At 71.9% G+C, this 20,833-nt stretch carries 20 protein-coding genes; 6 read left to right on the forward strand and 14 right to left on the reverse strand.

Annotated features, from left to right (window positions below; translation table 11 throughout):
* Window positions 1-19 precede the first annotated feature (19 nt).
* On the forward strand, window positions 20-319 hold the full coding sequence (locus tag GE115_RS16150) for a protealysin inhibitor emfourin (RefSeq protein ID WP_153685797.1): 300 nt from the start codon (window positions 20-22) through the stop codon (window positions 317-319).
* On the opposite strand, the gene GE115_RS16155 is transcribed toward GE115_RS16150, so the two are convergent.
* From GE115_RS16155 to GE115_RS16170, 4 genes are all read right to left on the reverse strand, one after another.
* Window positions 231-959, reverse strand: a complete 729-nt coding sequence (locus tag GE115_RS16155) for a lysoplasmalogenase (RefSeq protein ID WP_153685798.1) — start codon at window positions 957-959, stop codon at window positions 231-233. The two genes, GE115_RS16150 and GE115_RS16155, sit on opposite strands and share 89 nt — an antisense overlap.
* 107 nt (window positions 960-1,066) lie before the next feature.
* Window positions 1,067-1,438, reverse strand: a complete 372-nt coding sequence (locus GE115_RS16160) for an FKBP-type peptidyl-prolyl cis-trans isomerase (RefSeq protein ID WP_153685799.1) — start codon at window positions 1,436-1,438, stop codon at window positions 1,067-1,069.
* A gap of 235 nt (window positions 1,439-1,673) precedes the next feature.
* Window positions 1,674-2,864, reverse strand: coding sequence for a PrsW family intramembrane metalloprotease (locus GE115_RS16165; RefSeq protein WP_312855268.1), 1,191 nt, complete (start codon window positions 2,862-2,864; stop codon window positions 1,674-1,676).
* A 10-nt stretch (window positions 2,865-2,874) separates the two neighbouring features.
* A complete protein-coding gene (locus GE115_RS16170; protein ID WP_153685801.1) occupies window positions 2,875-4,389 on the reverse strand; it encodes an FAD-binding oxidoreductase in 1,515 nt (504 codons plus the stop codon).
* Window positions 4,390-4,463: 74 nt separating this feature from the next.
* On the opposite strand from GE115_RS16170, the gene GE115_RS16175 reads away from it, so the two are divergent.
* Window positions 4,464-6,074 (forward strand): AlkA N-terminal domain-containing protein, encoded by a 1,611-nt coding sequence (locus GE115_RS16175; RefSeq protein WP_153685802.1) that lies wholly within the window; start codon window positions 4,464-4,466, stop codon window positions 6,072-6,074.
* 69 nt (window positions 6,075-6,143) lie between these two features.
* Window positions 6,144-6,815 carry a FadR/GntR family transcriptional regulator gene (locus GE115_RS16180; protein WP_153685803.1) on the forward strand — a complete coding sequence of 224 codons (672 nt, stop codon included), beginning with the start codon at window positions 6,144-6,146 and terminating at the stop codon, window positions 6,813-6,815.
* Between the two features lie 68 nt (window positions 6,816-6,883).
* Here GE115_RS16180 and GE115_RS16185 read toward each other — a convergent pair whose 3' ends face one another.
* The 7 genes from GE115_RS16185 to GE115_RS16215 form a co-directional block, all read right to left on the reverse strand.
* On the reverse strand, window positions 6,884-7,873 hold the full coding sequence (locus tag GE115_RS16185) for an ABC transporter substrate-binding protein (RefSeq protein ID WP_153685804.1): 990 nt from the start codon (window positions 7,871-7,873) through the stop codon (window positions 6,884-6,886).
* Between the two features lie 143 nt (window positions 7,874-8,016).
* Window positions 8,017-9,060 carry an ABC transporter permease gene (locus tag GE115_RS16190; protein ID WP_153685805.1) on the reverse strand — a complete coding sequence of 348 codons (1,044 nt, stop codon included), beginning with the start codon at window positions 9,058-9,060 and terminating at the stop codon, window positions 8,017-8,019.
* On the reverse strand, window positions 9,057-10,625 hold the full coding sequence (locus GE115_RS16195; protein WP_153685806.1) for a sugar ABC transporter ATP-binding protein: 1,569 nt from the start codon (window positions 10,623-10,625) through the stop codon (window positions 9,057-9,059). The genes GE115_RS16190 and GE115_RS16195 overlap by 4 nt, the downstream gene beginning before the upstream one ends.
* On the reverse strand, window positions 10,622-11,086 hold the full coding sequence (locus GE115_RS16200) for an RbsD/FucU family protein (protein WP_153685807.1): 465 nt from the start codon (window positions 11,084-11,086) through the stop codon (window positions 10,622-10,624). The genes GE115_RS16195 and GE115_RS16200 overlap by 4 nt, the downstream gene beginning before the upstream one ends.
* A gap of 71 nt (window positions 11,087-11,157) precedes the next feature.
* Window positions 11,158-12,036: an amidohydrolase family protein gene (locus tag GE115_RS16205; RefSeq protein WP_216648852.1), complete on the reverse strand. Its 879-nt coding sequence runs from the start codon at window positions 12,034-12,036 to the stop codon at window positions 11,158-11,160.
* Window positions 12,033-12,980 (reverse strand): aldo/keto reductase, encoded by a 948-nt coding sequence (locus tag GE115_RS16210; RefSeq protein WP_153685808.1) that lies wholly within the window; start codon window positions 12,978-12,980, stop codon window positions 12,033-12,035. Before GE115_RS16210 ends, GE115_RS16205 begins: the two co-directional genes overlap by 4 nt.
* On the reverse strand, window positions 12,977-14,278 hold the full coding sequence (locus tag GE115_RS16215; protein ID WP_153685809.1) for an enolase C-terminal domain-like protein: 1,302 nt from the start codon (window positions 14,276-14,278) through the stop codon (window positions 12,977-12,979). Before GE115_RS16215 ends, GE115_RS16210 begins: the two co-directional genes overlap by 4 nt.
* 181 nt (window positions 14,279-14,459) lie before the next feature.
* On the opposite strand from GE115_RS16215, the gene GE115_RS16220 reads away from it, so the two are divergent.
* The 3 genes from GE115_RS16220 (at window position 14,460) to GE115_RS16230 (ending at window position 17,121) form a co-directional block, all read left to right on the forward strand.
* Window positions 14,460-15,308: a fumarylacetoacetate hydrolase family protein gene (locus tag GE115_RS16220; RefSeq protein WP_153685810.1), complete on the forward strand. Its 849-nt coding sequence runs from the start codon at window positions 14,460-14,462 to the stop codon at window positions 15,306-15,308.
* A 61-nt stretch (window positions 15,309-15,369) separates the two neighbouring features.
* Window positions 15,370-16,122, forward strand: coding sequence for an SDR family NAD(P)-dependent oxidoreductase (locus tag GE115_RS16225; protein ID WP_153685811.1), 753 nt, complete (start codon window positions 15,370-15,372; stop codon window positions 16,120-16,122).
* Between the two features lie 123 nt (window positions 16,123-16,245).
* Window positions 16,246-17,121, forward strand: coding sequence for a fumarylacetoacetate hydrolase family protein (locus GE115_RS16230; RefSeq protein ID WP_312855269.1), 876 nt, complete (start codon window positions 16,246-16,248; stop codon window positions 17,119-17,121).
* 10 nt (window positions 17,122-17,131) lie between these two features.
* On the opposite strand, the gene GE115_RS16235 is transcribed toward GE115_RS16230, so the two are convergent.
* The 3 genes from GE115_RS16235 to GE115_RS16245 all read right to left on the reverse strand — a co-directional run bounded on the left by GE115_RS16235 (window position 17,132) and on the right by GE115_RS16245 (window position 20,781).
* Window positions 17,132-18,595, reverse strand: a complete 1,464-nt coding sequence (locus GE115_RS16235; RefSeq protein WP_153685839.1) for an aspartate ammonia-lyase — start codon at window positions 18,593-18,595, stop codon at window positions 17,132-17,134.
* Between the two features lie 248 nt (window positions 18,596-18,843).
* The gene (locus GE115_RS16240) at window positions 18,844-19,197 is read right to left on the reverse strand and encodes a DUF4190 domain-containing protein (RefSeq protein WP_216648853.1); all 354 of its coding nucleotides are present in this window, start codon (window positions 19,195-19,197) and stop codon (window positions 18,844-18,846) included.
* Between the two features lie 90 nt (window positions 19,198-19,287).
* On the reverse strand, window positions 19,288-20,781 hold the full coding sequence (locus tag GE115_RS16245) for an NCS2 family permease (RefSeq protein ID WP_153685812.1): 1,494 nt from the start codon (window positions 20,779-20,781) through the stop codon (window positions 19,288-19,290).
* Window positions 20,782-20,833: the final 52 nt, after the last annotated feature.

The raw sequence follows: 20,833 nt of genomic DNA on the forward strand, positions 1-20,833 counted from the left end.
ACGGGAGTACGATCGCCGCATGGACGTCTCAGTCTCGAGGTCGGGCGGCATCGGCGGCCTCCGGCTCGTGTGGGAGGTCGACCTCGATCGCGAGCCCGACCGGGAGTCATGGGAGGTGCTCCTCCACGACATCCCATGGGACGAGGTGCCGCCCGCACCGCCCGAGCCCGACCGCTTCATCTACCGCATCCGCTGCGAGCCGCACGAGGCGACGCTCGCCGAGCGGCAGGTCACGGGGCCGTGGCGGGAGCTGGTCGATCGGGTGCGGGCGCGCTCGGAGCCGCGGCGCGCAGCATCAGGACCACGCCGAGCGCGATGAGGCCCTGCGCCGCGAGGTAGGTGCCCATGACCGCGAGGTCGTGCGCGGCGAACTCGTACCCGGGCAGGAAGCGGCCGAGCGCGAGCACCGAGTCGGAGACGACGAACAGTGCCCCGCCGGCCGCCACGAGGCGGCCGCGGGTCGAGGCGACCGCGGCCATCGCTCCGAGCACCAGGCCGTAGACGGCGACGGGTGCGAACAGCGCCCCGAGATGCGGGCCGAGCAGCAGCAGGAACCCGACATACCAGGCGGTGTACGCCGCCAGCACCGGAAGCCGGGGTCGCCGGCGAGCCGCCGCAGCATCGGACGGCCTGCCGAGCCGCACGAAGAGCACGAGGTACAGCACATGGGCCACGAGGAATCCGAGGAGCCCCGCGACGAACCACATCGGGCCGGGGAACGTCAGCAGCACGTCGCCCGCCCACGACGCGGCGATCGCCGCGACGAGCAGCGCACCGGATGCTCCGGGCCGGGGTCGGAGGGCGAGCAGCACGGCCAGCGCGAGCAGAGGCATCAGCAGCGCCTTGGTCGCCGTGATCGACCACGACGGGCCGGTGACGAGGAGCAGGAGGTGCACCGCGGAGAGGACGAGGTAGGGCAGGAAGAGCGGCAGGAGGGAGCGGAGCGGACGGGCGGTCACGTCTTCGTGGCCTTTCGGGAGAAGTTCGGGGGCGGGCCGGAACGGGGCGGGTGCGACGAGGGGCCGCCGGTCGCCCGGCGGCCCCTCGAGGGTTCAGGTGATCGGGATCAGCTGACGCCGAGCAGGTCGATCACGAAGATCAGCGTCTGGCCCGAGAGTCGGTGTCCGCCGCCTGCTGGGCCGTAGGCCTTCTGCGGCGGCACGGTGAGCTTGCGGCGCCCGCCGACCTTCATGCCGGGAATGCCCTCCTGCCAGCCGGCGATGAGCGCCTGCAGCGGGAAGTTGATGGACTGGCCGCGGCTCCACGAGGAGTCGAACTCCTCGCCCGAGTCGTATTCGACGCCGAGGTAGTGCACGTCGACCGTCGCGCCGGGCGTCGCCTCGGCGCCGTCGCCCACGACGAGATCCTCGATGACGAGGTCGGCGGGAGCGGGCCCCTCGGGAGCGTCGATCTCTGGCTTCTTGCTGGTGTCGGTCATGCGTTCCATCCAATCGGATGCCCCGCCGCCTGTCCATCCGAGGGACCCTCGACGACGGCGACGCCGGCCTGGCACGAGGGTGCTGGCGGACGGATGTCCACTCTTGCCTTGCGCCGACCGCCCGCGCGTTGCACGCTGGAATCCGCAGAACCCGCCGCCCCGCGAACTGTCGGCAGTGCCACAGTCCGGGCGGCGGGTTTTCACGTGCCGGGCCGGGCGTGCGCGGTCGGCGCCATCAGGCGTGCACGCTCGGCGCCATCAGGCTCGCGCGGTCGGCGGCGATGCGCGCGAGCAGCGCCCGCTCGTCGTGCGCGCGCCGCACGTCGGCACGCCCCGTCGCGATCATCTGGCGGTCGAACGCGAGGTGCGTGGCATCCGCGATGAGTCGGCGCATCGTCGCCGTGCGCGCGGGCCGGAGGCCCTTGGCCCAGCGCATCGCGCCGCGCCGGCCGGCGTGCGTGGCCAGCATGTCGACCTCGGCCGGCGCGAACCAGCCGGCGGCCGCGTACTCGGCGAGCCGCGCGCGCGTGATCGCCACCTCCCGACGGCGAAGCAGCACGGTCGCGACGACGGCCGCCGCGAAGATCGGCACCTGCACCGTGAGGTAGAGCCCGACCGCATCGGGCGAGAACGCGAGCGAGCCGTTCCAGAGGGCGTGCAGGGCCGTCGCGGCCGCGAGGCCGAGCAGGAACCATCCGATGACCCGGGCGCCGCCGCCCCGCCGCGCCGCGATGCCGAGCGCAAGTCCCGTGCACGCCGTGAAGAGCACGTGCGCGAACGGGGAGAAGATCGCCCGCACGACGAAGGTCGCGCCGAGCCCGGCCGCGCCGTCCTCGACGAGCGCGGACCCGAAGTAGAGGATGTTCTCGGTGAACGCGAACCCGGCGGCGATCGTGGCCGCGTAGACGAGGCCGTCGACCGGCCCGTCGAAGTGCGAGCGCGAGAACAGGTAGAGCGCCAGCACGCCGACGCCCTTCGCCGCCTCCTCGACGATGGGCGCCTGCACGACGGCCTGCAGGGCGCTGTCGGGGGCTGCGCCGATCGCCGCGGCCGCCGCGAGCTGCACGCCGAGGTCGACGACGAGCGCGATCGCGACCGACACCGCCGCGCCCCAGAGGAACGCGAACCAGAGCGCCCAGCGCGGCTCGGGCTCCCAGCGGTCGACCCAGCGGATGGCGAGCAGCACGGCGGCCAACGGGATGAGCGCCAGCGCCGCGCCGACGGCGACCGTCGACGCGCCCATCGCGACGACGAGGTAGGCGATGACGAGCAGGCCCACGCCGCCCGCGAGCACGATGCCGATGATGGCGAAGACGAGCCCTCCCGTGCGAGGGCGGGGCGGCACGGCCGCCCACGGCGACGTCGAGGCGACCGGATGCGGGTTGGGTCGGGGGTACGGGTTCGGGCCGGGCTGCGTGTGGATCACGTGCGCGACCCTATCGATCCCGACCGACCGCAGGCGAGTGCGCGGGCTCGTCGGGCTCGAACATGACCGCGGGATTCAGGATGCCCGCGGGATCGAACACCGCCTTGATCGACCGCTGCAGCTCCCACTGGTCGTCGCCGAGTTCGTCGCGCAGCCAGCGCCGCTTCAGCACGCCGACCCCGTGCTCGCCCGTGAGCGTGCCCCCGAGGGCGACCGCTGCGCGGAAGAGCTCGTCGGCGGCCGACCAGACGTGCAGCGGCACATCGGGCTCGCCGGGCGCGGGCTCGTCGAACACGAAGTTGGGATGGAGGTTGCCGTCGCCGGCGTGCGCGAGCGTCGGGATCTCGAGGCAGTGCTTCGCGCCGATCCGCTCGATGGCGCGGAACATCTCGGGCAGCCGGGAGCGCGGCACCGCGACATCCTCGATGAGCACGCGGCCCCGTGCGGCGAGGGCCGGATGCATCGACCGGCGGATCTCGAGCAGGCGCTCGCCCGTCGCGGCATCCGTGGATGTCGTCACCCGGCCGCCCGCGTCGGCGAGGATCGCGGCGATCGCGGCCGCCTCCTCGGCCGCGCCGGTGCCGTCGGCCTGCGCGAGCAGGAACGCCTCCCCCGCCTCCAGGCGATCGAGCGGGGTGCCCGCGAGCCGGTCGGCGACGGCCGAGCCGTCGACGGTGCCGCCGTCGTGCGAGCCGCCGTCGCGCGCGCCGCCGTCGAGCGCACCGCTCGCCAGGTATTCGACCACGCGAGCGAGGCCGGCCGCGTCGATCAGTTCGAGGACCGCCGGGCGCAGGCGCGCGGCGGTCACCCGGGCGGATGCCACGGCCGCGGCCGTGACGTCGGGGAACACGGCGGCGACCGTCACGGGCTCCCCCGCGGGCATCGGTCGGAGCCGCACGGTCGCCTCGACGATGACCCCGAGCGTGCCCTCGCTGCCGGTCAGCAGCGCGGTGAGGTCGTACCCCGTGACACCCTTCACGGTGCGGTGGCCGGTGCGCAGCAGGCGTCCGTCGGCGAGCACGACGGCGAGCCCCAGCACCGCCTCGCGCGTCACGCCGTACTTCGCGCAGAGCAGGCCCCCGGCATTGGTGGCGATGTTGCCGCCGATCGAGGAGATCGCCCGGCTCGCGGGGTCGGGCGCGAACCAGAGGCCGAGCGGTGCGAGGGCCGCGTTCAGGTCGCCGTTGATGACGCCCGCCTCGACGACCGCCAGCTCGTTCGCCTCGTCGATCTCGAGGACGCGGCGCATGCCCGACACGTCGAGCACGATCGCGCCCTCGCTCGCCACGCCGCCGCCGGCGAGTCCGGTGCCCGCGCCGCGCGGCACGACCGGGGTGCCCGACGCGCTCGCGAGCCGGAGCGTCGACTGGACGTCGGCGACCGAGGTCGCCCGGACGATCGCGAGCGGCGTCGCCGGGCTGACGAGACCCGAGCGGTCCTCGCGAGCGGCGCGGAGATCCGATGCTTCGGTGGAGACGGCGTCGCCGAGCTCATCGATGAGTCGGGCGAGGATCGGGTTCGGCATGCCGTCATCCTAGGCGTCCGGGTCATGTCCGATTCCCGCTGGTCGAGGTCGGTGGGGCGTGCGAGGCTGGAGACATGCCATCCACCGCCCCTGCGGCTCCCCGCGCGGAACGAGCGCCAGCCGACGTCGCCTTCGCCGAGCGCTACCGCGCGATGCAGGCCCGCGACGCCCGGTTCGACGGCCAGTTCATCACGGGCGTGCACTCGACCGGCATCTACTGCCGGCCCAGCTGCCCGGCCGTCGCCCCCAAGCCCTCGAACGTGACGTTCTACCTGACCGCGGCCGCCGCGCACGAGGCCGGCCTCCGCGCCTGCAAGCGGTGCCTGCCCGACGCGGTGCCCGGCTCGCCCGAATGGGACCTGCGCGACGACCTCGCGGCACGGGCGATGCGCCTGATCGCCGACGGCGTGGTCGAGCGCGAGGGCGTGCCCGGACTCGCCGCGCGCCTCGGGTACACGCCCCGGCACCTGACCCGCGTGCTCTCCGCGGAGCTCGGCGCGGGCCCGCTCGCCCTCGCCCGCGCGCACCGGGCGCAGGTCGCGCGCACCCTGCTCGTCTCGACCGACCTGCCCGTCGCCGACATCGCGTTCGCATCGGGCTTCGGCAGCATCCGCCAGTTCAACGACACCATCCGCGCCGTGTACGAGCGCAGCCCCCTCGAACTGCGGGCGACCGCCCGCGGGCGGGGACCGCTCACGGCGACCACCGGCACGGCCGCTGCCACGGGCACGGTCGCTGCCACGGGCACGGTCGCGATCAGGGAGTCCGCCGCGACCACGGCCACGGCGTCCTCGCCGGCCACGGCGCCGCCGACTCCCGGCGTGGTCCGACTCCGCCTGCCGGCACGGCCGCCCTTCGATGCGGCCGGCGTGTTCGCCTGGCTCGCGGCCCGCGCGCTCGAGGGCGTCGAGGTCGCCGAGCCGTCGCGATACGAGCGCGTGCTGCGCCTGCCCGGCGGTCCCGCCCACGTCGCGATCGCGGCCGGTGACGACGGGGCGTCCGTCGACGTGGAGGCCGCCCTCGCGACGCTGGCCGACCTGCCGCCCCTCGTCGCGCGCGTGCGACGGCTCTTCGACCTCGACGCCGACGCCGTCGCCATCGATTCGGCGCTGAGCGCCGATCCGGCGCTCGCGCCGTCGGTCGCCGCGACGCCCGGCCTGCGGCTGCCGGGCGCCCTCGCACCGCACGAACTCCTCTTCCGCGCGCTCATCGGCCAGCAGATCTCGGTGGCCGCCGCGCGCACCGCGCTCACGCGGCTCGCGGCCCAGCTCGGGGAGCCCGTCGAGTTCGGCGGGCGCACCTGGACGCTGTTCCCGACGACGGCGGCCATCGCCGCCGAGGGCGGCGGACTCCTGCGCGGCCCGGCCGCCCGCATCCGGACCATCGTCGACGTCGCGCACCGACTCGAGTCCGGCGACCTGGTCGTCGCGCCCGAGCGTGGTCGCGACGAGCTCACCGCCGACCTCCTCGCCGTCCCCGGCATCGGGCCGTGGAGCGCCGGATATCTCGCCATGCGGGTCTGCCGCGCACCCGACGTGCTGCTGACGAGCGACCTCGCACTGCGCAACGGCGCCGCCCGGCTCGGCCTGCCCTCCGAGGCGCGCGCGCTCGCCGAGGCCGGCCGGCGCTGGGCGCCCTGGCGCAGTTACGCCTCCATGCATCTGTGGAAGGCCGCGGCGTCCTAGCGGCTGGCGTCCTAGCAGCTTGGGCCTCAGAGATCCGATGTCTGGGGCATTCCGCGCTAGCATGCGTGCATGGCGGTCACGGACGAGGCGATCCTGAAGATCAAGGAGATGATCATCGCGGGCGAACTCGCCCCCGGCGATCGGCTCCCACCCGAGAAGGAGCTGAGCGAACGGCTCGGCCTCTCCCGGTCGTCGCTGCGCGAGGCGGTGAAGGCGCTCGAGGTCATCCGCGTGCTCGACGTCCGCCGCGGCGACGGCACCTACGTCACGAGCCTCGAGCCGCGCCTCCTGCTCGAGGCGATGAGCTTCGTCGTCGACCTGCACGACGACCAGTCGGTACTCGAGATCTTCGCGGTCCGGCGCATCCTCGAGCCCGCCGCGTCGTCGCTGGCGGCGCAGAACGCCGACGAGCAGGCACTCGAACGCCTCCGCGAGACCATCGACGGCGTCGACCACGCGGCCGACGTCGAGAGCCTCGTGGAGCACGACCTCGAGTTCCACCGCGGCATCGCCGACGCCGCCGGCAACACGTACCTCGCGAGCCTCATCGACTCGCTCTCGAGCCACACCGTGCGCGCCCGCATCTGGCGCGGCATCACCCAGCAGGACGCCGTCGGGCGAACGCTCGCCGAGCACCACGCCATCCTCGACGCGATCGAATCGGGCGACGCCGACCTCGCACAGGCGCTCACCGTCGTGCACGTCAGCGGCGTCGAGCAGTGGCTGCGGAGCGCGCTGTAGGCACGCGCTGAGCACGCCGACGGGGCGCCGGCACCGCCGACGCCCCGCCTCGAATCAGCCCCGACGAGTCACTCGTAGAGGACGGCCTGGATCTCCTCGTCGTCGATGTTGGTCGCGTCGTACCAGAAGAAGCCGGTGTCGATCGTCTCGGGCAGGTCCTCGCCCTCGATCGCCTCGACGGCCGCCTTCACGGTCTCGTAGCCGATGCCGACGGGGTTCTGCGTGATCGCGCCGATCATGAGGCCGTCCCGGATGGCGTCCATCTGCGCCTTGCCCGAGTCGAAGCCGACGACCGTGAGGCTCGCGGGGTCGATGCCGAGCTCCTTGACGGCCTGCACGACGCCGATCGCCGAGCCCTCGTTGGAGCCGTAGATGCCCTTCAGGTCGGGGTTCGCGGCGATGATGGCCTTCGCGAGGTCGGCCGACTTGGCCTGGTCGCCGCCACCGTACTGGATGTCGACGATCTCGATATTCGGCTCGTTCTCCTCCAGGTAGTCGACGAAGCCGTCGCGGCGCTCCTGGCCCGTGACCGAGGTCTGGTCGTGCACGACGAGGGCGACCTTGCCCTCGTGCCCGATCGCCTCGGCCATCCGCTTGGCGGCCTCGGCCGCGGCGGCCAGGTTGTCGGTCGCGGCCGTCGTGAGCGGGATGTCGCTGTCGACGCCCGAGTCGAACGCGATGACCGGGATGTTCGAGTCCTTCGCCTGCTGCAGCAGCGGCCCCGCGGCCTGACTGTCGAGCGCGGCGAAGCCGATCGCGGCCGGGCTCTTGTCGAGCGCGGTCTGCAGCATCTGGATCTGCTGGTCGACGTCGGCCTCGGTGTCGGGGCCCTCGAAGGTGATCTCGACGTCGAACTCCTCGGCGGCCTGCTCGGCGCCGGCCTTCACGGCCTGCCAGAACTGGTGCTGGAATCCCTTCGAGACGAGGGCGATGTACGGCCGGTCGCCGCTGCCGCCGTCGCCGCCGGCGTTGCCGCCGCCGTCGGTCGCGCAGCCGGCGAGCATCAGCGCGGCGGCCGCGAGGCCCGCCACGACGCCGATGGAACGCTTCTTGATCATGTGTCACTCCCTTGTGTCTGTGTGGTGCAGGTGGTGCAGGTGGTGCAGGTGGTGCGGGTGGTGCGGGTCGTACGGCTGGTGCAGGTGGTGCAGGTGCGGGTCGCTCAGGTGCGGTCGGATGCCTCGTACGTCGCGGCTGCCCGTCAGCTGCGCCGCCGGCGCAGCATGTCGAGGTAGACGGCGACGAGGATCACGATGCCGACGGCCACGGACTGCCACTCCTGCGGTACCGAGATGATGCGCAGGCCGTTGGTCAGCACGGCCATGATGAGGGCGCCGATGACGGTGCCGACGATCGAGCCCTTGCCGCCCTGGAGCGAGGTGCCGCCGATGACGACCGCGGCGATCGCCTCGAGCTCGAGTCCCATGCCGCCGGTCGGCTGCGCCGACGAGAGCCGCGAGGCCGACAGCACGCCGGCGAGGCCCACGAAGAGGCCCGCGAGGGTGTAGATCACGATCTTCCACCGGCGCACGTTCACGCCCGAAAGGGCCGTGGCGGCCTCGTTCGAGCCGATCGAGAACGCGTAGCGGCCGACGATCGTCTTCGACAGCAGCAGGGCCGCGACGACGATCATCACGATGAAGATCGCGACCCCGAGCGGGAATCGGATGCCCGGGATGATCGAGAGGTTCATGATCTGCTGGAACTCGGGCGTCTCGTTGAAGTAGATGGGCTTGGTGCCCGAGATCACGAGCGAGAGGCCCGCGGCGATGAGCATCATGCCGAGCGTCGCGATGAACGGCGGGATGCCGAGCACCGAGACGTTCACCCCGTTGATGAGGCCGATCACGCCGCCGAAGAGGATCGTCGCGGCGACGCCCGCCCACAGCGGCCAGCCCCAGTAGGTCAGGAAGACGCCTGCCATGACCCCGCACAGCACCATGCCGGTGCCGATGGAGAGGTCGATGCCTCCCGTGATGATCACGAACGTGGTGCCGAGCGCGAGGATGCCGGTCACTGTCGCGGCGGTGAGGATCGACACGAGGTTGTTCGGGGTGAAGAAGTGCGAGCTCGCGAGCGAGAAGTACACGACGATCACGATGAGGCTGGCCGCGGCGAGCAGTTGCTGCAGCGAGCCTCGGAGCCGCGCGAAGCGGGGCTTGCCCTCGTCGATGGCACGGTAGGCGCTGGTCGACGGGGACTTCTGGTTCTCGGCCTGCGCGGGGCCGGCGGTCGTCGGGTTCATCGTGCGATCGTTCCTTCGGCGGTGAAGCGGGTGGCGTAATCCATGACGACCTCCTGGGTCGCGTCGGCGTTGTCGAGGGTGGCGGTGAGGCGCCCTTCGGCCATCACGGCGATGCGGTCGGCGAGGCGGAGCACCTCGGGCAGCTCGGAGCTGATCATCACGATGGCCTTGCCCTGCGCGGCGAGTTCGCGCAGGAGGGTGTAGATCTCCTCCTTCGCGCCCACGTCGATGCCGCGCGTCGGCTCGTCGAAGATCAGCACGTCGCAGTCCTTCGCGAGCCACTTGGCGATGACGACCTTCTGCTGGTTGCCGCCCGAGAGGTTGCGCACGAGTTGCGCCGTCGAGGGCGTCTTGATGCGGAGCTTGTCGACGTACTCGCGGCCGGCCTGCTCGATGCGGCGGTCCTTCACCCACCCGAGCGCGCCGAGGTAGTCCTTCAGCGACGCGAGCACGATGTTCTCGCGGACGCTGCGCTCGAGCAGCACGCCCAGTTGCTTGCGGTCCTCGGAGAGGTAGCCGATGCCCAGGGCGGCCGCGTCGGCCGGGCTGCCGATCGAGACCTCGCGTCCGTGCAGCTCGATGACGCCCGCCTGCCGGCGGTCGGCGCCGACGACGGCGCGGGCGACCTCGGTGCGGCCGGCGCCCATGAGCCCGGCGAACCCGAGGATCTCGCCGGCGCGCACCTCGAAGTCGACGTCGCGCAGCAGGTGCTTGGTGCTGAGGCCCCGCACCGCCAGGACGACGGGCGCGTCGCCCGCGATCGGGGCGGGCCGGCTCTCGCCGGAGATCTCGCGGCCGACCATGAGCGAGATGATCTCGCGCTGGCTGGTCGCTGCGGTCTCGAGCGTGTCGATGTAGCGGCCGTCGCGCAGCACCGTGATCCGGTCGGAGATGCGCGAGAGCTCCTCCATGCGGTGGGAGATGTAGATCACGCCCGTCTCGGGCGAGCGGAAGCGGCGGATCAGGTCGAACAGCACGTCGACCTCGGCATCGTTGAGCGCCGCCGTCGGCTCGTCCATGATGAGCACCCTCGCGTCGAACGAGAGCGCCTTGGCGATCTCGACCATCTGCTGCCTCGCGACGGTGAGCCGCTCGACGGGTTCGGCCGGATCGAGCGCGAGCCCGAGGCGGTCGAAGAGGTCTCGAGCGCGGCGGTTCAGCGCCTTGTCGTCGACGAAGAGCCCGGCCCCGCGGTGCTCGCGGCCGATGAAGATGTTCTGCGCGACCGTGAGGTCGGGCATGAGGTTGAACTCCTGGTGGATGATGCTGATGCCCTGCTCCTGCGCGTGCCGCGGACCGTCGATCACGAGGTCGCGGCCGTTCATGCGGAACGTGCCCGAGTCGGGCGTGTGGATGCCCGCGAGCAGCTTCATCAGCGTGGACTTGCCCGCGCCGTTCTCGCCCACCAGGGCGTGCACCTCGCCGTGGCGGAGGTCGAGCCGGACTCCGTCGAGCGCCTGTACGCCGGGGAACCCCTTGCTGACGCCCTCCAGTTCGAGCAGGGGTGCGGATGCCACGGGTGCAGGCGTCTCGGGCAGGGATGCCTCGGCCGTCGCGTCGCTCATCGTGCCGCCTCCCAGGAGTCGGGGGCGTGGATGACGCCCTTGCGGATGATCAGGTTGGCGTAGACGCGGGTCTCGCCGGTCCGCACGACGAGTCCGGCCCCCTCGGCCCTGGCGTAGAACGCGAAGCGCTCGAGCTCGCCGACGCGGTGCTCCGGCGCGTCGGCCGCATCGACGAGTTCGTGTTGCACGGGCAGGCGTTCGCCGCCCTCGCCGGCCATGAGCAGCGCCGACTCGGCCTCGTACTCATCGAGCGGGATGACCGTGCGGATGGCCCGGACCACGGCCGGCGCCTCGAGGCCCGGCAGCTCGACGAGGCTCGCGCCGGTCGAGGGTCCGCCGGTGGCGGCGACCCGGTGGGCCGGGAAGTTCGCGTCGACGACGGCGATCTCGTCGCCGTGCCCGAGCCGATCGAGCGCGGCGAGCAGGTCGCCGGCGAGAATCGGGTGGATACCGCTGAGCAACGCGTGCCTCTCTTCCTTGAGATTCGGCTTGAGTGTACTACACATCGGATGTTTGATCGCGAGAATCCTCGCTACGGAGATTCTCCACCCACATCAGGCTCGAGAGGTCGGATATCTGCGTCCAAGTAGACCCGCTCGGCGGTGCCGTGCAGCACCGCCTCGCGCTCCGTCGGGGCCAGTTCGTCGATGAGCGTTCGCATGACCGCCCAGGTGGCCGTATAGCCGCCGTGCGGCAGCGACATCGGCCAATCGCCGCCGTACATGAGCCGGTCGGGGCCGAACGCCTCGAGCGCCAGGTCGAGCAGCGGCCGCAGGGTCGCCGCGTCGAACGGCACGCCGGGCAGGTGCAGTCCCGAGAACTTCGCGACCGCGTTGGGCCGTTCGGCCACCGCCCGGAACTGCGCGACCCACGCCGGGTAGGCCTCCGAGCCGACCGGCGGCTTCCCGAGATGGTCGAGCACCACGGTGAGCCCGGGCACCGCCTCGGCGAGCCGCGTCGTCGCGGCGAGGTGGCGCGGCCAGGCATCGGGGACGTCGAACGCGAGGCCGGCCCGCGCCACGGCACGGAGCGACGCGCGGACCGCGGGAAGGTCGAGGAAGTCGTCGCGAGGGTCGTCGTGCACGAGATGCCGGATGCCCCGGAGCGCGCGCTCCCCCGCCAACACGTCGAGGGCCTCGTTCGCGGCGCGCTCGTCGTCGAGCGGCGCCCAGCCGACGACACCGGCGACCCAGGAATGCGTCGAGGCGACCTCGAGCAGGTACCGCGTGTCGTCGAGCGTGTCGTCGGCCTGCACGAGGATCGCGGCGTCGACGCCGGCGGCGGCCAGCTCGGCGCCGGCCTCGTCGGGCAGGACGTCGCGATCGAGCACGCCGAGTTCGGGCGTGATCCACGGGTACGCGCTTCGCGACCGGTCCCACACGTGCACGTGCGCATCGACGACGCGCGTCACGGGATCAGGCCCCGTTCGGCGAGGGCGTCCCAGAGCCCCTCGGAGATCGGCGTCGCGAGTCGTTCGAGGTTCTCGCGCACCGATGCCGCTCGCGAGGTGCCGACGGCGACCGCACGCACGGCGGGATGCCGCAACGGGAAGGCGAGGGCCGCCACCGGGAGCGGCACCCCGTGTTCGCGGCACGCCTCGGCGAGCGCGCGGGCGCGATCGAGCACCTCGGCCGGGACGCGCCCGTAGTCGTACGTGGCATCCGCCGGCGGCTCGTCGTGCGCGAGCAGGCCCGAGTTGTAGGGCGCCGCGGCGACCACGCGGACGTCGTTCGCCTCGCAGAGCGGCAGCAGGTCGACGGCGGCGGGCTGCTCGAGCAGGGTGTACCGCCCGGCGATCATCACGAGGTCGAGGTCTCCCTCGCGCACGGCGCGCGCCGCGGCATCCGCGTCGTTGGTGCCGATGCCGATCGAACCGACGAGTCCCTCGTCGCGGAGCTGCGCCAGCGCGGGCAGTCCCTCTGCGATGCCGCGGTCGAGATCGTACACGTCGGGGTCGTGCAGGTAGAGGATGTCCACGCGGTCGAGCCCGAGTCGCTCGAGCGAGTCCTCGAGGCTGCGCCGGATGCCGGCCTCACTCGGGTCGAAGCGGCGCACGAGGTCGTTCGGCACGGCGTAGGCGTGGTCGAGGTCGTCGCCCCCGGCGAAGTCGGGATTCGGCTCGAGCACCCGGCCGACCTTCGTCGACAGCACGAACTCGTCGCGCGGCTTGTCACGCAGGAACTCGCCGAGCCGGCGCTCGGACAGGCCGAGCCCGTAGTGCGGCGCGGTGTCGAACGAGCGGATGCCGCCCTCCCACGCGGCCTCGAGCGCCTCGCGGGCGGCCTCGTCGGACACCTCGCGATAGAGGTTGCCGATCGGCGCCGCGCCGAAGACGAGTGGCCCGAGCGCCCTCATGCCGGCTGCTCCGCGGGCGCGCCGCGCCAGGCGTACGCCTCGATCGACTCGGGCAGCATCTCGGTGCCGGCGCCCGGCGCCGTCGGCGCGAGGTAGCGGCCGCGCTCGACGACGACGGGCGACACGAAGTGCTCGTGGAGGTGGTCGACGTACTCGATCATGCGTCCCTCCATCGTGCCGGAGATCGCGACGTAGTCGAACATCGACAGGTGCTGGACGGCCTCGCAGAGGCCCACGCCGCCGGCGTGCGGGCACACCGGCACGCCGAACTTCGCGGCCAGCAGCAGGTTCGCGATGTTCTCGTTCACGCCGCCGACCCGGGTCGCGTCGATCTGCATGACGTCCATGCCGCCGGCCTGCAGCAACTGCTTGAACACGACGCGGTTCTGCACGTGTTCGCCGGTCGCGACGCGAACGGGGGCGACACCGCGCGCGATCGCGGCGTGGCCCAGGATGTCGTCGGGGCTCGTCGGCTCCTCGATCCACGCGAGGTCGAACTCGGCGAGGGCGGTGACCCAGTCGACCGCGTCCGAGACATCCCATCGCTGGTTCGCATCGATCGCGATCGGGAAGTCGGGGCCGACGGCGGCGCGCGCGATGCGCAGGCGCCGCCGGTCGTCGTCGAGGTCGGAGCCGACCTTGAGCTTGATCTGCGGGAAGCCGTCGGCGACGGCCTCGCGGCAGAGCCGGTCGAGCTTCTCGTCGGAGTAGCCGAGCCAGCCCGGGCTCGTCGTGTACGCCGGGTATCCGACCTCCTCGAGCCGTGCGAGCCGATCGGCGCGGCCCGGCTCCGCGGCGCGGAGGATCCCGAGCGCCTCCTCGGGAGTGAGGGCGTCGCTGAGGTAGCGGAAGTCCACCAGCGAGACGAGCTCCTCGGGGCTGAGCGACGCGAGGTGACGCCACAGGGGCTGGCCCGCGCGCTTCGCGCGGAGGTCCCACAGCGCGTTGACCGCGGCGCCGATCGCCATGTGCATGACGCCCTTCTCGGGGCCGAGCCACCGCAGCTGGGAGTCGTGCATCATGAGCCGCGACGCGGCGCCCATGTCGCCCAGCAGCTCCTCGACGTCGCGACCGACGAGGTGGCCGCGCAACGTCTCGAGCGCGGCGACCTGGACGTCGTTGCCGCGCCCGATCGTGAAGACGAACGCGTGCCCTTCGTGCCCGTCCGCGGCATCCGTTCGGATCGTGAGGTAGGCCGCCGAGTAGTCGGGGTCGGGGTTCATCGCATCCGACCCGTCGAGGGCGAGGGAGGTGGGGAAGCGGATGTCCCCGGTGTCAACGCTGACGATCGTGCTCATGGCGTCCTTTCGTGCGAGCCGAGCCTAGACATCGGATGTCTCGTCTGTCAAGGATCGCGATATGTGCAAGAATCGCCGTGTGGCGGCAGCGTTCCGCCGTATCGCTCGGATGTTCCGGGCACCGACCCGCGTCGACCCCTCGCCGTGGGGCGGAACCCGTTCAGCGTCGAAAGGACTGCAGATGAGACTCGCCCGCCTCGGACCCGTCGGAGCCGAGCTCCCGGTACTCGTCGACGGCGATCGGTTCCTCGACCTGCGCGCGCTCACGGGCGACGTCGACGGGGCGTTCCTCGCCGGCGACGGCCCCGACCGCGTGCGCGCCGCGCACGGGGCGGGCACGCTGCCCGAGCTCGCCGGCGCCGCCGACCTCCGCGTGGGCGCCCCGATCGCACGCCCCTCAGCCGTCTACTGCATCGGCATGAACTACGCCGCCCACGCCGCCGAGTCGGGCTCGGCGCCGCCCGAGCGCCTCGTCATGTTCATGAAGTCCCCCAACACCGTGATCGGCCCGTACGACGACGTCGAGATCCCGCCCGGAAGCACCAAGACCGACTGGGAGGTCGAGCTCGGCATCGTCATCGGCCGGCGCGCGAACCGCCTCGCCTCGCCCGCCGAGGCGCGCGCGCACATCGCGGGCTTCGTCGTCGCCAACGACCTCTCGGAGCGCGAGTGGCAGATCGAGCTCTCGGGCGGCCAGTGGTCCAAGGGCAAGTCGGCACCCGGCTTCTGCCCCACGGGTCCATGGCTCGTGACCCCCGACGAGGTCCACGCCGACGATGTGCGGCTCACCAGCTTCGTGAACGGCGAACCCCGCCAGAACTCGCGCACGAGCGACCTGATCTTCGGCATCGACGAGATCGTGTACCAGCTGAGCGGGTACCTCGCCCTCGAGCCCGGCGACCTGATCCTGACCGGCACCCCGGAGGGCGTCGCACTGTCGGGGCGCTTCCCCTACCTCGGCGACGGGGACGTCGTCGAACTCGAGATCGACGGACTCGGGCGTCAGCGCCAGGTGTTCCGGGCATCCTGAGCCGTCGGCAGGCCGGAAGCCGACCAGACCAGACCTCAGACCAGAAACGGAGCAGCACCACATGGGAACCGACTTCACCGGCCTCGTCGCCGTCGTCACCGGCGGCGCGTCCGGACTCGGCGCCGCGATCGCCGAACGCCTGCGGCGGGACGGCGCGCGCGTGGCCGTCTTCGACGTCCGCCCCGAGGGCGCCCACGCCGACCTCGCGGTCGCCGTCGACGTCACCGACGATGCGAGCGTGCGAGCGGGCATCGAGCGCGTCGCCGAGGAACTCGGCGGCATCGACATCCTGGTCAACAACGCCGGCATCGGCGCGCAGGGCGACGTGGCCGCGAACCCCGACACCGAGTGGGCGCGGGTCTTCGACGTGAACGTGGTCGGCGTCGCCCGGGTCAGCCGGGCCGCGCTGCCGCACCTGCGCCGCTCGAGCGCGGCCGCCATCGTCAACACCTCCTCGATCGCGGCCACCGCGGGCCTGCCCCAGCGCGCCCTCTACAGCGCGAGCAAGGGTGCGGTGCTGTCGCTCACCCTCGCGATGGCGGCCGACCACCTGGCCGAGGGCATCCGCGTGAACGCCGTGAACCCCGGCACGGCCGACACGCCGTGGGTCGGGCGCCTGCTCGACCAGGCAGACGACCCGGCCGCCGAGCGCGCGGCGCTCGAGGCCAGGCAGCCGCACGGCCGACTGGTCTCGGCGGCCGAGGTGGCCGACGCGGTCGCCTACCTCGCGAGCCCGGCCGCCGGTTCGACGACCGGCGTCGCGTTGGCCGTCGACGGCGGCATGCAGGGCCTGCGTCTGCGGCCGCGCGGCTGAGGGGTCGGCAGGAGCGAGGGGCGCCGCGGTGGGCGGTCGTTTGTCTCCCTCGTGGCGTGATCTGCACAATTCGCTGTACATGGCGGCAGGTTCCGACCCGCCGGCGCCCGATAGCCTGAAACGGTGAAATTCGCGCACCTCAGAGCTGAAGGCCGTTCCGTCCCGAGGCTCGCGGTGGTGCTGGGCGAGTCCGCGCTCTTCCTCGACGAGGTCATGGCCGAGGCACCCCGCGACCTGCAGGAACTCATCGAACGCGGTGACGCCGGCCTCGAAGCGGTGCTCGAGGTCGTCGACGCGAGCGTGTCGGCCGGCGCCGAGGTCACGCCCGTCGCCGCCCTCCGCCACTCCTCGGCCGTGCTGCGCCCGCCGCACGTGCTCGCGATCGGCGCGAACTACGCCGCCCACGCGAGCGAGCTGAAGCTGCGCTCGGAGTCGGCGATGACCGTCTTCGGACTCTGGCCCAACTCGCTGACCGGCCACGGGCAGACGACGACGTGGCCCGAGGACATCTCGACCCAGGTCGACTACGAGGCCGAGCTCGGAGTGATCATCGGCCGGCCCGCACGCGGCGTGCACCAGCGCGACGCCCTCGACCACGTCTGGGGCTACACCGTCGTCAACGACATCACCGCCCGCGACATCCAGTTCAGCGAAGCGCAGTGGTCGCGGTGCAAGTCGTTCGACGGCTTCACGCCGACCGGTCCCGTCGTCGTCACGGCCGACGAGATCGCCGACCCGCAAGATCTCTGGCTGACGACCAACCTGGACGGCACGGTCCTCCAGGACGCCTCGACGAACGAGATGGTGCGCGGCGTCGCCGAGATCATCTCCTACCTCTCACGCTCGGCGACGATCCCGCCCGGCACGCTCATCTCCACCGGCAGCCCCGGAGGCGCCGGCTACTCGCGCAACCCGCAGGTCTTCCTCCGCGACGGCGCGACCGTCACCGTGACGATCGCCGGCATCGGCTCGCTCACGACGCACTGCCAGGTGATCTGACCGGGCGAGCTCACTCGTGCGGCTCGGCCTGCAGGTCGGCGATCGGAATGGCCTGCGTGATCGGCCGCACGCCCGAGAGCCGCTCGGGCACCAGCTGCCGCTCGACGTCGGCACGCGTCATCAGCCCGGCTTCGACCACGAGGTCGGCGACCGGCCGCCCGGTCGCGAGCGCGGCCTTGGCGAGCTTCGCGGCGTCGGCGTAGCCGATGAACGGGATGAGCGCGGTGATCACGCCGACGCTCGAGCCGACCATGAGGTCGAGCCGCTCGGTGTTCGCCGTGATGCCGTCGACGCAGTTGACGCGCAGGGTCCAGCAGGCCTGGCGCATCCACAGGATCGACTGCATGAGCGAGTGCGCGATCACCGGCTCGAAGGCGTTCAGCTGGAGCTGGCCGCTCTCGGCGGCCATCGTCACCGTGAGGTCGGCCCCCGCGACCGCGTACGCGACCTGGCTGACCGCCTCGGGGATGACCGGGTTCACCTTGCCCGGCATGATCGAGGAGCCCGCCTGCTTGGGCGGCAGGTTGATCTCGCCGAAGCCCGCCTGCGGACCCGATGAGAGCAGCCGCAGGTCGTTGCAGATCTTCGAGAGCTTGATCGCGCTGCGCTTGAGGGCGCTCGAGAACGTCATGAACACGCCCGTATCGCTCGTCGCCTCGATCAGGTCGGGCGCGGCTTCGAGCCGCTGCCCCGTGATCTCGCTGAGATGGCGGATCGCGGATGCCGCGTAGCCCGGGTCGGCGGTGATGCCCGTGCCGATCGCCGTCGCGCCGAGGTTCACCTCGGAGAGGAGCTTGATCGTCTCGCGCAGGCGCGCGAGGTCTTCGCCGAGGGTGGTCGCGAACCCGTGGAACTCCTGGCCGAGCGTCATCGGCACCGCGTCTTGGAGCTGCGTGCGGCCGACCTTCAGGACCCCGTGGAACTCGCGACCCTTGCGCGCGAACGAGATGCGCAGGAGGTCGAGCTCGGCGAGCATGGTCGTCAGCGACGCCGTCATCGCGAGCTTCAGCGCGGTCGGGTACGTGTCGTTGGTCGACTGGCTGCGGTTCACGTCGTCGATCGGATGCAGCACGTCGTAGCGCGCCTTGGCATACCCGGCGATCTCGAGCGCGAGGTTCGTGATGACCTCGTTGGCGTTCATGTTCGTGGACGTGCCCGCGCCGCCCTGAATGACGCCGACCACGAACTGGTCGTGCAGTTCGCCGTCGATGATGCGCTGGCAGGCCTCGTCGATCCACGCCTGCTTCTTCGCGTCGAGGACGCCGACCTCGCGGTTGGCGCGTGCCGCGGCCTGCTTCACCTGCGCGAGCGCGACGACGAGTTCGGGGTAGACGGAGATGGGCCGCTTCGAGATCGGGAAGTTCTCGAGCGCCCGCATGGTGTGCACGCCCCAGTAGGCGTCGGCGGGTACCTCGACGCTGCCCAGCGAATCCGTTTCGGTGCGAGTCGCCACGTCGGGCCTCGGCTCGTGCATGCTCGCCTCCAGGCGTCGCTCGAACTGGGTGTGGGCGGTCTGGATCGACACGGTTGGCTCCATTGCCTCGGGCCGCACGGGATGGTGCGCGGCGGATCGGTGCACGGGCGCGGGGATCGCCCCGCCCGCACCTCCGAGCCTACTCGCCCGCACGAGCGACGGCCCGCCCGCTCCGAGCGAATCGGAGCGGGCGGGCCGTCAGGTCGCCGTCGGGTCGGTCGGGCCTCGGCCCGGCCGCCCGTCGCGACTCAGAGGAAGGCGAAGGGCAGGAACGCCAGGCCGAAGACGACCGTGGCCAGGACGGCGATCACCGCGCCCGCGAGCATGAGCGAGTTGAGCACGATGCCCCAGATCGCCATCGTCCGCGAGGCGGGTTCGCGACGCAGGGCCATGATGCCGAGCACGAGGCCGCCGACGGGCACGAAGACCGTGAAGCCGGCGAGGATCGAGACGAGCCCGAGCACGAGGCTCGCGATGCTGAAGCCGTTGGTCTCCGAGGGACGCACCGCCCCAGCAGGCCCGTTCGGCTGGGCGCCCGGCCCGGTGAACGGCGCCGGCTCGGTGAACGGTGCCGGCGTCGAGGTGTCGGTTGCGGTGGTCATGATCCGGTACTCCCTTTCGTGGATGATGCTTCCACGCTACGAGCGCACCATCGCCGGCGACATGGGGGTATCCCCCCGTCTCATCGCGGGTCAGCCCGCGAAGAGCTGCTCCACCGGCCCCCGGGCGAAGTAGAGCAGGAACCCGGCCGCGACGACCCACAGCAGCGGGCTGATCTGCTTGGCCTTGCCCGACAGCGACCGCACGACGACCCACGCGATGAAGCCCGCGCCGATGCCGTTCGCGATGGAGTAGGTCAGCGGCATGACCGTCACCGCGAGGAACACCGGCAGCAGCACCGAGAAGTCGGAGAAGTCGATGTGCCGGATCTGCGCCATCATGAGGGCGCCGACGATGACCAGCGCAGCCGCGGCGACCTCGGTCGGCACGATCGACACGAGCGGGGTGAAGAACATGGCGACGAGGAAGAGCGCGCCCGTGACCAGGTTGGCGAGGCCCGTTCGCGCGCCCTCGCCGATGCCCGCGCCCGACTCGATGAAGACGGTGTTCGAGGAGGCCGAGCTGAATCCGCCCGCGACCGCGCCGAAGCCCTCGACCACGAGCGCCGACTTGATGCGCGGGAAGTCGCCCTTCTCGTCGGCGAGTCCGGCCTCCTTCGAAAGGCCCGTCATGGTGCCCATCGCGTCGAAGAAGTTCGTGAAGACCAGCGTGAAGACCAGCATGAGTGCGGCCAGGACGCCGATGCGCTCGAACGAGCCGAACGAGATCTGGCCGACGAGCGAGAGGTCGGGGAGGCTGACCCACTGCGCGGGGAGCTCGGGCACCGAGAGTCCCCAGCCGCCCGGGTTGACCTCGTCGCCCGAGATCTTCGGGCCGAGGTTCCAGATCGCCTCCACGATGACCGCGAGCACGGTGCCCGAGACGAGGCCGATCAGGATGCCGCCCTTCACCTTGCGCGCGACGAGCACGCCCGTGAGCAGGAGCGTGAACACGAAGATCAGGGTGGGTACGGTGCCCACCGAGCCGTCGACGCCGAGGCCGACGGGCGGCGACGAGGCGCCGGTCGCGGTCACGAAGCCGGCGTCGACGAACCCGATGAACGCGATGAACAGGCCGATGCCGACCGTGATGGCGAGCTTGAGCTGGATGGGAACGGCGTCGAAGATCATCCGCCGTAGGCCGGTGGCCGCGAGCAGCACGATGATGAGGCCGTTGATGACGACGAGACCCATGGCCTCGGGCCAGGTGACCTGGCCGACGACCGAGACGGCGAGGAACGAGTTGATGCCGAGCCCGGCCGCGAAGCCGAAGGGCAGTCGGGCGACGAGGCCGAAGAGGATCGTCATGACGCCCGCGGTCAGCGCCGTCACGGCAGTCAACTGGAGGAAGCCGAGCTGGTCGCCGTCGACGTCGACGCCCGACGACAGGATGATCGGGTTGAGGATCACGATGTAGGCCATCGTGACGAAGGTCACGAGGCCGCCGCGCACCTCGGCGCCCACGGATGAACCGCGGGCCGTGATCTCGAAGAACCGGTCGACGCGGGCGCGGAACCCGCCGCCCTCCGGCGGGGTCGGGTCGGTCGCGGTCGATGCGGGGCTGGAGGTCGGGGTGGCGTCGGTCATGCTCGGTCGGCTCCTTGTTCCGAGGGCGGACGGGTCGGCGGTGCTGCGGTGC

Origin of the sequence: Agromyces agglutinans, from assembly GCF_009647605.1 — a bacterium.
Taxonomy (GTDB): domain Bacteria; phylum Actinomycetota; class Actinomycetes; order Actinomycetales; family Microbacteriaceae; genus Agromyces; species Agromyces agglutinans.